The 15,440-nt window shown below is 38.9% G+C and carries 13 protein-coding genes; 12 read left to right on the top strand and 1 reads right to left on the bottom strand.

Translation table 11 applies throughout. The features are described from left to right. A partial coding sequence (locus H0W62_08830; protein ID MBA3648642.1) for a T9SS type A sorting domain-containing protein occupies positions 1-769 on the bottom strand: 769 nt, incomplete at its 3' end. A gap of 177 nt (positions 770-946) precedes the next feature. Here H0W62_08830 and H0W62_08825 point away from each other — a divergent pair. From H0W62_08825 to mnmG, 12 genes are all read left to right on the top strand, one after another. Then, complete coding sequence (locus H0W62_08825; protein MBA3648641.1) at positions 947-1,693, top strand: ABC transporter permease; 747 nt, start codon at positions 947-949, stop codon at positions 1,691-1,693. Next, on the top strand, positions 1,690-2,454 hold the full coding sequence (locus tag H0W62_08820) for an ATP-binding cassette domain-containing protein (GenBank protein ID MBA3648640.1): 765 nt from the start codon (positions 1,690-1,692) through the stop codon (positions 2,452-2,454). Before H0W62_08825 ends, H0W62_08820 begins: the two co-directional genes overlap by 4 nt. Positions 2,455-2,514: 60 nt before the next feature. Then, positions 2,515-3,387, top strand: a complete 873-nt coding sequence (gene sucD, locus H0W62_08815; GenBank protein ID MBA3648639.1) for a succinate--CoA ligase subunit alpha — start codon at positions 2,515-2,517, stop codon at positions 3,385-3,387. A gap of 169 nt (positions 3,388-3,556) precedes the next feature. After that, on the top strand, positions 3,557-4,303 hold the full coding sequence (gene fabG, locus H0W62_08810) for a 3-oxoacyl-[acyl-carrier-protein] reductase (protein MBA3648638.1): 747 nt from the start codon (positions 3,557-3,559) through the stop codon (positions 4,301-4,303). 99 nt (positions 4,304-4,402) lie between these two features. Then, positions 4,403-6,532 carry a hypothetical protein gene (locus H0W62_08805; protein MBA3648637.1) on the top strand — a complete coding sequence of 710 codons (2,130 nt, stop codon included), beginning with the start codon at positions 4,403-4,405 and terminating at the stop codon, positions 6,530-6,532. A 34-nt stretch (positions 6,533-6,566) separates the two neighbouring features. Further along, positions 6,567-7,256, top strand: coding sequence for a uracil-DNA glycosylase (gene ung / locus H0W62_08800; protein MBA3648636.1), 690 nt, complete (start codon positions 6,567-6,569; stop codon positions 7,254-7,256). A 59-nt stretch (positions 7,257-7,315) separates the two neighbouring features. Beyond that, positions 7,316-8,440, top strand: a complete 1,125-nt coding sequence (locus tag H0W62_08795) for a saccharopine dehydrogenase NADP-binding domain-containing protein (GenBank protein ID MBA3648635.1) — start codon at positions 7,316-7,318, stop codon at positions 8,438-8,440. Positions 8,441-8,584: 144 nt separating this feature from the next. Continuing rightward, the gene (locus tag H0W62_08790; GenBank protein MBA3648634.1) at positions 8,585-9,172 is read left to right on the top strand and encodes a hypothetical protein; all 588 of its coding nucleotides are present in this window, start codon (positions 8,585-8,587) and stop codon (positions 9,170-9,172) included. 111 nt (positions 9,173-9,283) lie between these two features. Next, positions 9,284-12,622: a DUF4175 domain-containing protein gene (locus tag H0W62_08785; protein MBA3648633.1), complete on the top strand. Its 3,339-nt coding sequence runs from the start codon at positions 9,284-9,286 to the stop codon at positions 12,620-12,622. A 23-nt stretch (positions 12,623-12,645) separates the two neighbouring features. Further along, positions 12,646-13,056, top strand: coding sequence for an ATP-binding protein (locus tag H0W62_08780; GenBank protein MBA3648632.1), 411 nt, complete (start codon positions 12,646-12,648; stop codon positions 13,054-13,056). Between the two features lies 1 nt (position 13,057). After that, positions 13,058-13,519, top strand: a complete 462-nt coding sequence (gene ybeY / locus H0W62_08775) for an rRNA maturation RNase YbeY (GenBank protein ID MBA3648631.1) — start codon at positions 13,058-13,060, stop codon at positions 13,517-13,519. Positions 13,520-13,567: 48 nt separating this feature from the next. Beyond that, a complete protein-coding gene (gene mnmG / locus H0W62_08770) occupies positions 13,568-15,430 on the top strand; it encodes a tRNA uridine-5-carboxymethylaminomethyl(34) synthesis enzyme MnmG (GenBank protein MBA3648630.1) in 1,863 nt (620 codons plus the stop codon). Positions 15,431-15,440: the final 10 nt, after the last annotated feature.

Below are 15,440 nucleotides of genomic sequence, written 5' to 3'. Positions count from 1 at the left end.
ATCTCATTGTTTCACTGAGGCGAACATTGCCAAGCATGTCCATAATTTTTATTACTGCACTTGCACTAACATTTTTTGCTATCACCTGTAATTCGTTATGCATCGGATTGGGATAGACAAAAAACTTTTCCTGCTTATCCGCACTGTTATCAACTCCTAATAAAATTCCTTTCCAGGGCTCAACGTGAAAGCTCAGGTAAGAAGCGCTTGGTCCCTCAAACACAATACTGTCGCTAAAGCTGCAAAGGGTGTCCCAGGCATAAAGCGTAGTGTCTGTCATAAGAAGAGGCAATTCAAAGGAGCACATGTTAATCTCCATGGGCAGATCATACGCTAAAACACCTTCTGCGCGGGGAGCAGGCGCCTGATCAGGAAATGGCAGAGAGTCACTGTTCAGAACCTTAGAATCCCAACGTAACGTTAAAGGCATCTGAACATTTAGAAAACATATATTTGCCCCATTTCCCAAATAAATTGTTGTAATTTTTCTATATGCACTATGGTTTGAATCAAGTGCACACCAATAATACGCCTGAAACTTAATGCTATCTAAAATCTCTTTTTTTTCTCCGAATATTGTATCGGCATACGGAACATCAGCATCCGGATCATAGCAAAAATATAAGGTGTCCTTCGCTCCGCTGCCATCTTCAAACCATAAAGGAAAAACCCATGCCGGCTGTATTTGAGCGCCAGGTACGGTGTAAACCTGGGCCTGTAAGATTTTGCTAAGGAAAATAAGTGGAAGAAGTAAAACTTTCTTATACATACTATAAATCTCTAATCAAGATACATAATTATCTAATACAGTAAATTTGTTTTAGGGCGGTATGGAACAATTAATCTCCATCTTAATGGTTAGTTGATGGTTCATCTGCTGTAAGTACTACTTACCCTTTAAATCCTTCTGATAAAAAAAGTATTTTTGGCGCCGTCACTAGTTGAAATGAGCGTTTTTTTATTCTTTAAAAATTTTGGCAGTTACCTCATCCTCATGCGCCGTATGTTTGTGCGGCCTGAAAAACCAACACTATACTGGAAAGAGCTGATGCGCCAGATGGTGGCAATCGGCATTGGGTCTCTTGCAATTGTAATAATCATTTCCTTATTTCTCGGTGCGGTAATTACCGTTCAAACTGCTTTTCAGTTCACTACTCCTCTTTTATCCAAATCCATCATTGGCTCTATTGTAACCAATACCAGCATTATTGAAATGGCGCCTACCGTTGTTTGTTTAATCCTTGCGGGAAAAATAGGAAGCAGTATTGCTTCAGAACTGGGTACCATGCGCATCACAGAGCAGATAGATGCTTTGGAAATCATGGGAGTCAATTCCGTAGCATACCTTATCCTTCCAAAAGTACTTGCTTCTACCTTGATGGTTCCGTTGCTGGTGATTGTTTCCGGGTACATTCAGATCTATTCAGGTTATATTATCGGTGAGCTGGCAGGGGCATTAACAAGTACTGAATTTATACAGGGAGCCATTCAATATTTTATTCCCTTCACAGTTACTTTTGCCATAATTAAAGCCACTACATTTGGTTTTATTATTTCATCTGTAGCTGCATATATGGGTTACACCACTTCGGGAGGCGCGCTGGAAGTCGGTAAATCTGCAACCAGTGCTGTAGTAATTATCAGTATTCTCATTCTTATTTTTGACTATTTGCTCGCACAAATGTTATTATGATTGAAATCCAGGACGTACGGAAATCATTTGGCGACCGTGAAGTGCTGAAAGGAATTTCAGGAAATTTTGAGCCCGGCAAAACCAGCCTGGTAATCGGCGCCAGCGGTTCCGGGAAAACGGTTTTGATGAAATGCATGGTTGGCTTGATGAACCCATCCGGAGGTTCCATCCTTTATGATAACTATATTGACCTTGCATCTGCTGATGAAAGCGCAAGAAAAGCTATCCGCACCCAAATAGGAATGCTTTTCCAGGGGAGTGCTCTCTTCGATTCCATGACCGTGGAACAGAATATATTGTTTCCGCTCAATATGTTCACCAACCAAACAACCAGAGAAAAGCTGAAACGGGTGAATTTTTGCCTGGATCGTGTCAATCTTAAAGGGTCTAATAAATTACTTCCGAGCGAATTAAGCGGCGGCATGAAAAAGCGCGTAGGTATTGCACGAGCCATAGTGCTTAATCCAAAGTATCTTTTTTGTGACGAGCCTAATTCAGGCCTTGACCCTCAAACTTCCATCTTAATTGATGAGCTTATTCATGAAATTACGGTTGAATACACCATTACAACCGTTGTAAACACACACGATATGAATTCCGTAATGGGCATTGGTGATTACATTTTATTCCTGTACCGTGGAATTAAGTGCTGGGAGGGGAATCGCTACGAAGTATTTCACAGCACCAACCAGGAATTTAATGATTTTGTATTTGCTTCTAAATTTCTTCGTGAAATGCGGGAGATAGAAAATAAGGCTTAAATAATTGCATCGGTTTAAAGAGTATAATAGTTTAACAGAACAACACTTATAAGAAGAGTTATGAGCATATTGGTTGATAAAGATTCAAGAGTTATTGTACAAGGTTTCACAGGTCAGGAAGGTACTTTTCATGCTTCGCAGATGATTGAATACGGAACTACCGTTGTGGGCGGCGTTACCCCGGGTAAGGGCGGACAAAGTCATCTTGAGAGGCCGGTATTTAATACAGTTGAAGATGCCGTTATGAAGGCAGGTGCAAATGTGTCTATCATTTTTGTACCGCCGGCTTTTGCTGCTGATGCCATTATGGAAGCCGCTGACGCAGGAATCCAGGTGATTGTCTGTATTACAGAAGGCATTCCCATTCAGGATATGGTGAAAGCAAAGGAATATTTAAATGGTAAGAACTGCCGCCTGATCGGACCGAATTGTCCGGGAGTAATTACTCCCAATGAGGCAAAAGTGGGCATTATGCCTGGATTCGTTTTTAAGCCGGGTAATATTGGAATTGTCTCGAAATCCGGTACGCTTACTTACGAAGCTGCAGACCAGGTATGTAAAACCGGTTTGGGTATTTCCACCGCCATAGGTATAGGCGGTGATCCCATAATCGGCACAACTACGCGGGAGGCAGTGGAGATGTTTATGAATGACCCCCAGACGGATGGAATTGTAATGATTGGGGAGATAGGAGGCGGCATGGAAGCTGAAGCAGCACGCTGGATAAAAGTTAATGGTACCAAACCCATAGTCGGTTTCATTGCCGGGCAAACTGCCCCGCCAGGACGGAGAATGGGTCATGCAGGCGCCATCATCGGCGGAGCGGACGATACAGCAGCAGCCAAGATTCAAATATTAAAGGAATGCGGAGTTACGGTTGCCGAAAGCCCGGCCGTAATTGGGGAAATGATGATGAAGGCGATTAGAAAGTGAATGCCGCAAAGAGAACGGTAAATCACATACTGCTATCACATTTATTAATTAAATAAGCTATGGTTTTGCAGCTAACCATCAATTAAGTTGACCTTTTTTGTATTGTGCATTCAGGAATTTTCACTTTTCACTTTTAACCTTTAACTTCTAACCTTTTCACCTTTCATTTATGAAGCTTCTTGAGGGAAAGACTGCTCTGATCACCGGCGCGTCACGCGGCATTGGCGAGGCCATTGCAAAAAAGTTTGCAGAGCACGGTGCCCATATTGCCTTTACTTATTTGTCTTCCGAAGGAAAAGCGCTGACACTGGAAAACAGGTTACGGGCAATGGAAGTTAAATCAGTAGGGTATAAGAGCGATGCTTCTTCTTATTCCGAAGCAGAAAAACTGGTAAACAATGTGCTTTTGGAATTTAAAACCATAGATATAGTGGTAAATAATGCAGGCATTACCAGGGATAATTTAATCCTGCGCATGAGCGAACAGCAATGGGACGAAGTGATGGACACCAACCTTAAATCCATTTTTAATATTTCAAAAAATGTAAGCAAGCCTATGATGAAGCAGCGTAACGGTTCTATTATCAACATGAGCTCTATTGTCGGTATTACGGGCAACGCTGGTCAAACGAACTATTCTGCATCTAAAGCAGGAATTATAGGATTCACCAAATCTCTTGCAAAAGAGCTGGGTTCGCGTAATATCCGCTGTAATGCTATTGCTCCCGGGTACATAGAAACTGATATGACTCATGCAATAAGTGATGAAGTAAAAGAACAATTCAAAAAAAATATTCCCCTCGGGCGTCAGGGGACACCGGAGGAGGTTGCAAAAGTTTGCTTGTTTCTTGCATCTGACCTTTCGAGCTATGTAAACGGACAGGTAATTTCTGTTTGCGGAGGACTGAATACTTGAACAGTTTATTATACGTTCAAAACTGTTCTTCTTCCGGGTGTTTGCTGATAAAGACCTTATTTTATTTGTTAATTATCCATAATTTTTAGCTGCCATAAAGTGAACCTGACTTTACCATATCCTGCCTGGTACATCCTATTATGCCTGTTGCTGGGTGTTATCTATGCATTTATTCTTTACTATCGTGAAAGTCAGTTTCGGGAGCTTGGAGCATCTTTTAAAAAGGTAATTTGGATGCTGGCTGTTTTACGGACTCTGGCTATAAGTACCATTGCCTTTTTATTGTTATCTCCCTTAATCAGAACGGTTTCTAACCGGATAGAAAAGCCAATCGTAGTTTTTGCGCAGGATAACTCAGAATCTGTTCATTTAAATCAAACAAAAGCAGACTCTCTTCAATATGCAAATCATATTCGTGACTTAGTAAACAATTTGTCTAAAAACTATGATGTAAAAAACTATTCTTTTGGCAGTTCGCTTAAAGAAGGCATCGATTTTTCCTATAGCGAAAAAGCTACAAACATTGCAGCAGCTTTAAGTGAGATTCAAGGTCTTTATTCTAACCAAAATCTTGGTACCATTATCCTCGCCACCGACGGTATCTATAACCAGGGCAGCAATCCGGTATATGTAAACAGCAGTGTAAATGTGCCGATCTATACGATTGGACTGGGAGATACTACTACCAGGCGGGATCTGCTTATTTCAGGGGTGAGGTTTAACCGGTCGGTATTTTTAAATGACTATTTTCCTGTTAAGGTTGAATGGCAGGCACTCTTTTGTCCGAATGAGCAGTCAACGATTGTTATCAGCAGAATAGTGAATGGAAAAGAAAATACAATAGATCAGAAAAATATATCTATCCAGGGTGATGAGGAAGAAAATGCCAGCGAATTCCTGCTCAGGGCCAATGAGGCAGGTGTAATCCATTACCAGATAAGGCTTTCACATCTTTTAAACGAAGCTTCTGACCAAAATAATGTCAGGGATATTTTTGTTGAGGTGGTGGAAAAGAAACAAAAGATATGCATTCTTGCAAATGCCCCGCATCCTGATATTGCGGCTATAAAGCAATCTATTGAGATCAATAAAAATTATGAAGTACAGATTTTCTTTAATGGAAATGTTCCTGGAAATATTAACGACTATAATCTCTTTATTCTGCATGAAATTCCATCTGCGCAACAGGCAAATGTTTCTTCACTGATTCAAAGCATCAAAGCGAAAAAAAAATCAATTCTTTTTATCCTCGGGGCTCAAACAAATACCTCCGTCTTCAACAATTTGCAATCGATGGTAAACCTTTCAGGGGGGAATGGGTCTACAACAGATGCAGTGGCTTCCGTAGAAAATACGTTTACCCTGTTTACTTTACCGGATAATGTCTTGAAATTAATCCCGGGGTTACCTCCGTTAGCTTCCCCGTTTGCAGATTACAGGGTATCTCCGGGCGCCTCCGTTTTATTGCGACAGAAAATTGGAGCCGTCTCAACTGCTTATCCGCTTATTCTTTTACAGCAGGATCTAAATGGCCGCAGCGGCGTAATTGCCGGAGAAGGATTGTGGCGCTGGAGACTGTATGATTATTTGCAAAATGCCAATCATGAAGCATTTGATGCACTCATTTCAGCAGTAATTCAGTTTCTTTCAATAAAGCCCGATGAACAGCAATTCCGCGTCCATCTGGAAAAAGAACGCCAGGCTACCGGCAACCGGATTTTCAGTGAAGATGAATCCGTAATATTCGATGCTGAACTATTAAATGAATCAAATGAGCTCTTAAATGAACCTGATGTATCCATGATGATTAAAGATGAACAGGGAAAAGAATATCCTTTTGTATTTAGTAAAATTTCCAATTCTTATTCTTTGAATGCAGGAAACTTCCCCGCAGGAAATTATTCATATAAAGCACATGTGATTTACAATAAAAAAGATTTAGTTCATGCGGGTACCTTTTCGGTAGCTCCTACACAGATTGAACTTTTAAGTACACGTGCTAACCATCAGCTTCTTTATGCGCTCAGCGAAAAGACAGGCGGTAAATTATTTTACCCATCGCAAACCAATGAGCTCTTAAAAGTTGTTCAGGCAAAACAGGAAATAAAACCCATCTTGTATAGTTCAACCCGCACCCAGCCACTTATCAACCTTCGCTGGCTTCTTCTTCCTTTATTAATTTTAATGACTTTGGAATGGGGAATCAGGAAATTCAACGGCGGATATTAGTTGTTTTTTAATTTTGGAATTCAAGTTATAAATAATGCCAGCAGTCGAAATTCCAAATGTTCAAATAGAACCTTCATGGAAAGAGGTTTTGAAAGAAGAATTTTCCAAAGATTATTTCCAATCGATTAAAAACTCATTACAAAATCAAAAGCAGGAAGGGAAAATAATGTATCCCTCAGGCCAATTAATTTTCAATGCATATAATTTAACCTCCTTCGATAAGGTAAAGGTGGTGCTGTTAGGGCAGGACCCCTATCATGGCACCGGACAAGCTCATGGAGTTTGCTTTTCCGTTCCAAAAGGTGTCCGGCAGCCACCATCTTTAGTTAATATTTTTAAGGAATTAAGAAACGATACAGGTGTTCAAATCCCTGACCATGGCAACCTTGAAAAGTGGACGAAGCAAGGAGTATTCTTACTGAATGCCATACTTACTGTTCAGGCCAATAAACCATCGAGCCATAAAGATCTTGGCTGGCAGCATTTCACAGATGAAACCATTCGACAGTTATCCGCTAAAAGGGACCATTTGGTTTTTATGTTGTGGGGCAAATTTGCGCAGGAGAAAGCTTCGCTGATAGATTCCAGTAAGCACCTGATTCTGAAAGCAGCGCACCCCTCACCTTATAGTGCTGATAACGGCTTTTTCGGATGCAGGCATTTCTCAAAGGCAAATGAATATCTGAAGTCACATCAAATAGCCCCAATTGACTGGAGGCTGTAAGCGGTGAGCAGGCATCGTGCAGGGTGCCATATTCTCTCATTATAAATCTGAATTTAAAAATGAAAAAGGTAATTATTCTTGGTGCAGGTATGGTTGGCCGGGCAATGGCAATTGACCTCTCAAAATCCTATTCTGTTACATCGGTGGATATAAATAAAAAAAACTTGGATTTATTAACAGAGGAGTACAGTATCAATACAGTGGAAGCAAATCTCTCTGACTCGAAAATAATAGAAGAAGTAATTGCTGATGCCGATTTGATAGTAGGTGCTGTTCCGGGTTTTATGGGCTTTAAGATGGTTCAAACTGTCATTAATTCTGGAAAAAATATCGTCGATATTTCATTTTTCCCTGAAGACCCGCTCTCACTAAATGAGCTAGCTATTAAAAATAATGTTATTGCAATCGTCGATTGTGGCGTAGCTCCCGGGATGGACAACATTATTTTAGGGTTTCACAATGAGCGAATGAACGTTGAAAATTTTGTATGTATGGTGGGTGGATTACCCTTTACGCGCACTTTGCCATTTCAATATAAGGCGCCTTTTTCACCGATCGATGTACTGGAAGAATACATCCGGCCATCGAGGATTGTCGAGAATGGCAAAATGGTGGTTCGTCCTGCGCTTTCAGAACCTGAGTTGATTGAGTTTGATCAGATTGGTACCCTGGAAGCCTTTAACACCGATGGTCTTCGATCATTGGTGAATACCATTAAAATTCCTAATATGAAGGAAAAAACGCTGCGCTATCCTGGTCACATCGATATTATGCGCAACATGCGCGATATGGGATTCCTGAGTAAAAATGAAATAGAGATAAATGGAAATAAAATTTCCCCGATTGAGTTGACTGCACATTTACTATTTCCGCAATGGAGCTATTTACCCGGTGAAAAAGAATTTACTCTTATGCACGTTATCGTGGAAGGGTTCGAAAACGGCGTAAAAAGAAAATATACCTACGACCTTTTTGATCAATACGATACTGCAAGTAATACTTCTTCTATGGCAAGGACGACCGGATATACGTGCACGGCCGCAGCTACTTTGGTGTTACAAGGTTTGTATTCTGAAAAAGGAGTTAGTCCTCCGGAGTTTATAGGCAGGAGCGAAAACTGCTACGGGTTCATGATGAATTACTTAAAGGAAAGAGGAGTAATTTATAAAATGAATATGTTTTAAGAATCTGTTCTGAATTAAATTTTATTAAGAGGCCTGAAATACAATAACAATTATTTCCATCTGTTATCACAGAAATGTATTATAGGTTTTATTATATTTAATAAAATTTTGAATGTTTAATAGAATTTTCCTGAATTAAAGACAATGAAAATTTTATTGCTTGTTTTTTATTTTTTTTCAGTACATGTTCTTGCTCAGGATTCCTCTCAATTGAGACAGAAAGCGGGTACCTTATTTATAGAAGGATTGGGTTTGGGTACAAGAATTTCATTAAATGGAGATTTTACTTTAAAGCTTCCGGTTAAAAAAATCTTTTTATCCTTTGAAAGTGGTATATCTTTCGGAACAGGACATCAGCATTTTGATTTTCTCTTATTCAGGGAAAACTTGCTTTATGGCACTCACAAATTTTTTGCAGAATTAGGAATAAATTATTTAGGGGGATTATTATGGTATTATGATCAGGGAATGATCGACCATTATACATCTATACATTTTGAGCATTTTTTTATCGGTTCTATTGGAGGTCGTTATCAGGATATTGAGCATGGTGGATTATTTGTGAAGCTGGATATGTATCCTGTAAAGGGAATTAATAATACTTATTCTTCCCTATTACCTGTGGAGAAATTAGAATTATATAAGAAAAAAATTGTACCGTGGATAGGCGCAAGTGTCGGCTACACTTTTAAACCAGAGCAGAAGAAAAAGGCACGCAGAGCTGCGTTTTAGAAATTAATGTTAAAAATATATAGTTTTTTTCTTCATACCAGTATTTGTTGCAGCGCGGAATAATTTCTAATTTGACACGTTGAAGTTTTCTTCGGTAATTTGCTTTCTCTTATGAATGATAATTATCATTTGCTCATCCGCAAATTAGATGAGTTCATTCGCAAATATTATATTAATCAGCTGATACGGGGCGCCATATATGCAAGTGCATTATTGCTTGCTGCCTTCCTTGTAATTGACGTTCTTGAATATTACAGTTATTTTTCTTCATTAGTGCGCTCCATATTGTTCTTCGGATTTTTATGCGGTGCATCTTTTATAATTGTGCAATGGCTTATTTTACCGCTTATCCATTATTTTCAGCTGGGTAAAATTATTTCTCATGAAAAAGCAGCCGGTATTATAGGTTCTCATTTTTCGGAGGTGGAAGACCGGCTGTTAAACATACTGCAATTGAAAAGGCTGTCAGGCGATGTAAAGGATGCCTCCTTGATTCAAGCCAGTATTGATCAAAAGATAATTACGCTTAAACCGGTTCCTTTCACCTCCGCGATTAACTTATCACTTAATAAAAAAAATCTCAGATATCTCGTGCTGCCGGTGATGGCATTTGCCTTCATCCTATTTTCTTCTCCGGATATTATTAAAGACAGTACGTTCCGGCTTATTCACAACCAGGAATATTTTGAAAGAAAGGCGCCTTTTCAATTCTCAATTCTAAACAATAAGCTTCAAACAGTTCAATACCAAGACTTTATAGTAGATGTAAAGGTTCAGGGTGAATTAATGCCCAATGATGCTTTTATCAACATAAATGGATTTGAATATCCGCTGTCTAAAAAAAATGCTGCTAATTTTAATTATACCATTGTAAAGCCGCAGAATGATGTTCACTTTTATTTTTCTTCAGGGGCCTTTCGTTCAAAAGATTATTCTCTTAAGGTGCTTCCAAAACCTATTATTGTAAAGTTCAGTTCTGAGTTAATTTATCCACTTTACACTAGAAAGAAAAATGAGACCATGCAGAATATGGGGGATTTCACAGTTCCCCAGGGTACCCGTATAAATTGGAATTTCATTTCACAAAACACTTCTAAAATTGATATTGCACTCAGCGATTCAATTTATGTTACTGAACACACAGGCGATCAATTTTATTTTACTAAAAGATTGCTCAAAGATGCGCCCTACACCCTTTTTATTTCTAATGAAGATTTACCAAATGCTGATTCAATCCGTTACTCTATCACTGTGATTCCTGACCGTTATCCGGCAATACAGGTAAATCAAACCGAGGACAGTACAGAGAGAAAATATCTCTATTTCGCTGGTGCAGCATCAGATGACTATGGGTTAAGAAACTTGTATCTGAAATATAAAATTGAAAAGGAAGGAGCGGAAAATACAGGTATTGGCTACCAATCTGTTCCGGTCAAGATCAGTAATGGCAAAGAAATACAGTTTAGCCAATTTTGGGATTTAAGCACTGTGAGTCTGGAACCAGGTGATCGCCTGGTATACTTTTTTGAAGCATGGGATAATGATGCAGTGAACGGAAGCAAGTTTACCCGCTCTTCATTCATGACATACAAGTTGCCTTCAAAAAAAGAAATGGAGCAAAAAACGGATGAAAATAATGAGGCGATAAAAAACCAGCTTGAAAATTCCATGAAAGAAGCTGATGATTTACATGATCAGTATGAAAAATTGCAAAATGATTTGCTGAACAAAAAAAACCCGTCCTGGGAGGATAAGAAAAAAATAGAAGACCTGCTTCAGCAACAGAAAAACCTTACCAATAAGATTGAAAGCCTTCAGAAAACTTTTAAAGAAAATATCTCAAACCAGGATGGTTATAAAAAATATAATGAGGAATTAAAGCAAAAACAGGATGAACTGCACAAGCTGTTTGATAATGTCCTTAATCCTGAGATGAAGGAAATGATGCAAAAGCTTCAGGATTTACTCGAGCAACTCAATAAGGATAAAACACTCGACCAGCTGCAAAATCAAAAGGTTTCGAATGATGAATTGAAAAAAGAGTTGGATCGAATGCTATCGCTCTTTAAACAGCTGGAGTTTGAGCAAAAGCTGAACGACACTAAAAATCAGCTGGATTCTCTATCCCGGCGTGAAGATCAGCTTTCAAAAAAGAACGAATTAAGTGAGAAATCTAATAAGGATTCCTTAAGTAATAAGCAAAAAGATATTCAGAATGACTTTACCGATGTCCAAAAACAATTGGATAAGCTTGATTCTTTGAATAAGCAATTGGACAGTCCTAACGACATGCCGGATACAAAGCAAGAGCAGCAGCAAACTCAGCAGGAAATGCAGAATGCGCAGCAGAACATGCAAAAAAATAATTCAAAGAAGGCCAGTCAAAATCAAAAGAATGCTGCTGATCAGATGGAAAAGATGTCCGACAAAATACAGCAGGCCCAGCAAAGTATGGAAATGCAGCAAAATGAAATGGACATGCAAGCTACGCGGCAAATCCTTGAAAATTTAATCAAGGTATCTTTTGATCAGGAAGAGCTGATTAATAAAACAAAAGGAGTTAATATTTATAATCCACAATATCTTCAAATCATGAAAAGCCAGCATGACCTTGCTGACGATCTTAGCATGGTTGAAGATAGTATTCAACAATTGAGTAAGCGCGTATATCAAATTCAAAGTTTTGTAAATGAGCAGGTTAGTGATATCAATAAAAATCTTGATCGTGCTATTCAAACACTTGAGGCCCGTCAGCCTTTGGTCGCTGCTTCATCCCAGCAATATATAATGACATCAGTAAATAATCTTGCACTGATGTTTGAAGAGATTATGCAACAGATGCAGCAACAGCAGGCAAGCAAGATGGCGGGTACCCAGATGTGTCAAAAACCCGGAGGAAGTAAGCAAAGCATGCAATCGATGCGACAAATGCAGGGACAACTTAATGATCAGATAAAACAGCTGAGCCAGCAAATGCAAAATGGTAAAATGCCGAATGGTAAAACACCCGGCCAAAATGAGGGAATGAACCAGCAGCTTGCTCAAATGGCTGCTAAACAAGCAGCAATCCGCGATGCACTGCGTCAGGCAAATGAAGAATTAAATAAAGATGGAAAGAACTCTCTTGGAGATTTGGACCAGTTGCAAAAAGATATGGATAAGACGGAAACGGAACTGTTAAACAAACAAGTTACCGCTGAAATGCAACAGAGGCAACAGGAGATCCTTACCAGGTTGCTGGAAGCGGAGAATGCAGAACGCCAACGGGAAACCGATAAACAACGTGAATCGAATGCTGGAAAAGATATGGTGAAGAAAATGCCACCTGAAATTGAAGATTACCTTAAAAAACGCCAGGCTGAACTGGAGTTGTACAAAACAGTTCCGCCCAGCCTGAAACCTTTTTATCGTGATCTGGTAGAAGAGTATATTAAGGCACTCCAGCAATAAAAGTAACACCAAATGTATTGCTTATGGTAGAAACGCTACAAACGCGCGATGTGGAATTCACATCGCTCCCGGAAAACATTAAAATTATTGAAGCCCTTGTAGAGCGCCTTAAGTCAGAGCTCGACATGAGTGAAGAGATGGAGGCAAATATTTTAATCTCTCTCTGTGAAGCGGTGACTAATGCTATTTTTCACGGTAATAAACAGTCACCAGGAAAAAAGGTTAAAGTAAGGGTTGAGCTGAGGAAAAGAATATTAAGCTTTTATATTGAAGATGAAGGTTTTGGATTTAATCTGATAAAAATTAAAAATCCAACCTTACCAGAAAACATTCAAAACCCAACCGGTCGTGGTATCTATCTTATGAATCATCTTGCTGACCGCGTGGAGTTTTTTGAAGGAGGAAGAAAGGTAGTGCTTACCTTCTTTCAATAGAATGGCAATCTCTTTCAATTTCGTTAATTCTCTTTTTTATATACCCAAAAAGAAAACCTGTGAATGGCTGATTTTAGTATGCTATTTGGAGCACGCTGAAATTGAGACTCTGGATTATGTGTTTTGTTCAGATGAATATATTTTAAACTTAAACAGCAGGTATCTTAACCATAAATTTTATACTGATATATTAACGTTTGATTATTCTGAAAACCATCGAATAACTGCAGAAATCTATATAAGTGTAGACCGTATTAAGGATAATGCATCAAAGTTCAAAAATACCTTTCAGCAGGAATTGAAGAGAGTAATGATCCATGGCCTTTTACATACATTAGGATATAAAGATAAAAGTGTCGTATTAAAACGCCTCATGCGAAAAAAGGAAGATGACTGCCTCTTACTTTTTGATAATATGAAGCATGTTTCACGTGAAACTGCGCCTATCTATAATAAATGTTAATGGCTATTAAGGGTTGTATAAACTATCTTTACAGGTAAATTTTTTCTTTTGTTCCAGGAATATGATGTTATTGTGGTAGGTGCAGGCCACGCCGGGTGTGAAGCGGCGGCAGCAGCTGCGAATCTGGGTTCCTCGGTACTATTAATAACCATGAATATGCAGACCATAGCTCAAATGAGCTGTAATCCTGCAATGGGTGGAATTGCAAAAGGTCAGATCGTGCGGGAAATAGATGCTCTAGGTGGTTATTCCGGTATCGTTACTGATAAAAGCGCTATTCAATTTCGAATGCTGAACAGGTCTAAAGGGCCGGCTATGTGGAGTCCACGTGCTCAAAATGACAGACTATTATTTGCCCAGGAATGGCGTTTAAGGCTGGAACAAACGAAAAATGTAGATTTCTTCCAGGATACTGTTCGAAAATTAATAATCAAGGATCAAATAGTTACAGGTGTAGAAACAGGACTTGGATTAAAAATAAAATCCAGGTCAGTAGTACTTACAAATGGTACATTTTTAAATGGGATCATACATATTGGAGAAAAACAGTTTGGTGGCGGTCGGATGGCAGAGAAAGCTGCAACCGGAATTACGGAACAATTAGTTGAATTGGGTTTTGAATCCGGCAGAATGAAGACCGGAACGCCACCGCGCGTGGATGGAAGATCTATTGATTATAGTCTGCTTGAAGAACAACAAGGAGATGAAAACCCGGGAAAGTTTTCTTACACTAATACTTTACCGCTTTCAAAGCAGAAATCATGTCATATTGCCTACACTGATTCTAAAGTACATGAAATTCTAAAATCGGGATTTGATGCATCACCCATGTTTTCCGGCAGAATAAAAGGTGTAGGCCCCAGATATTGTCCCTCTATTGAAGATAAGATAAATCGTTTTGCAGATAAGGAAAGGCATCAGCTTTTTATAGAGCCTGAAGGATGGAACACTATTGAAGTTTATATCAATGGATTTTCAACTTCCTTACCGGAAAATATTCAATATGAAGCCTTAAGCAATATCAGTGGATTTGAAAATGTGAAAATGTTCAGGCCGGGATATGCGATTGAATATGACTATTTCCCTCCAAATCAGCTAAAATTATCCTTAGAGACTCAAACTATAGATAATCTTTTTTTTGCTGGTCAAATCAATGGTACTACCGGGTATGAAGAAGCAGCTTGCCAGGGCTTAATGGCAGGCATAAACGCACATTTAAAAATTCAACTTCGGGAACCTCTTATTCTAAAGCGTTCTGAAGCATATATTGGAGTGCTGATAGATGACTTAATAAATAAGGGTACTGAGGAGCCGTACCGGATGTTTACTTCCCGTGCAGAGTTTCGCATTTTATTACGTCAGGACAATGCTGACTTGCGGCTTACAAGTATTGGTAACTCCATTGGATTAGCAGACGAAAACAGGGTCAGTAGAGTTAATCAAAAGAAACAGGCAATCGAACAAATTATCTCAGACTTCAAGAATCAAAAATTAGAGATAACAGAGGCCAATTCTTATCTTGTTTCACGTGAAACAACAGAGATTAAAGAACGAGCGAGCCTTTTTTCTATTTTGAGCCGCCCTCAATCCAATATGATATCCATGATAGAATATCTGGATAAAATTTGCAATATTGTAAATGGTTTTGATGATGAAATAATAGAAGAAGCCGAAATTTTAATGAAGTATGAGGGCTACATCGAAAAGGAAAAAGAGATCGTAACAAAAATGAACCGTCTGGAAGATGTTCCTCTTTTAGAAGCATTTAACTACTCACAAATTAAATCTCTTTCTACCGAAGCGAGGCAAAAACTTACAAAAAATAAACCCCAGACTCTTGGTCAGGCAAGCCGCATTAGCGGTGTTTCACCAAGTGATATTTCCGTATTAATGGTGTATTTAAAAAGATAATTTCAATTCA

It is taken from the genome of Chitinophagales bacterium (genome assembly GCA_013816805.1).
In the GTDB taxonomy this organism is placed as follows: domain Bacteria; phylum Bacteroidota; class Bacteroidia; order Chitinophagales; family UBA10324; genus MGR-bin340.
Note: the sequence above shows the minus strand (reverse complement) of the source record. Positions and strands in the feature narration are given on the sequence as shown.

Excerpts from the sequence above, each read along its gene's own strand:
- H0W62_08825 (MBA3648641.1), top strand. The coding sequence starts at position 947 with ATGAGCGTTTTTTTATTCTTTAAAAATTTTGGCAGTTACCTCATCCTC.
- H0W62_08820 (MBA3648640.1), top strand. The coding sequence starts at position 1,690 with ATGATTGAAATCCAGGACGTACGGAAATCATTTGGCGACCGTGAAGTG.
- sucD (MBA3648639.1), top strand. The coding sequence starts at position 2,515 with ATGAGCATATTGGTTGATAAAGATTCAAGAGTTATTGTACAAGGTTTC.
- fabG (MBA3648638.1), top strand. The coding sequence starts at position 3,557 with ATGAAGCTTCTTGAGGGAAAGACTGCTCTGATCACCGGCGCGTCACGC.
- ung (MBA3648636.1), top strand. The coding sequence starts at position 6,567 with ATGCCAGCAGTCGAAATTCCAAATGTTCAAATAGAACCTTCATGGAAA.
- H0W62_08795 (MBA3648635.1), top strand. The coding sequence starts at position 7,316 with ATGAAAAAGGTAATTATTCTTGGTGCAGGTATGGTTGGCCGGGCAATG.
- H0W62_08790 (MBA3648634.1), top strand. The coding sequence starts at position 8,585 with ATGAAAATTTTATTGCTTGTTTTTTATTTTTTTTCAGTACATGTTCTT.
- H0W62_08785 (MBA3648633.1), top strand. The coding sequence starts at position 9,284 with ATGAATGATAATTATCATTTGCTCATCCGCAAATTAGATGAGTTCATT.
- H0W62_08780 (MBA3648632.1), top strand. The coding sequence starts at position 12,646 with ATGGTAGAAACGCTACAAACGCGCGATGTGGAATTCACATCGCTCCCG.
- ybeY (MBA3648631.1), top strand. The coding sequence starts at position 13,058 with ATGGCAATCTCTTTCAATTTCGTTAATTCTCTTTTTTATATACCCAAA.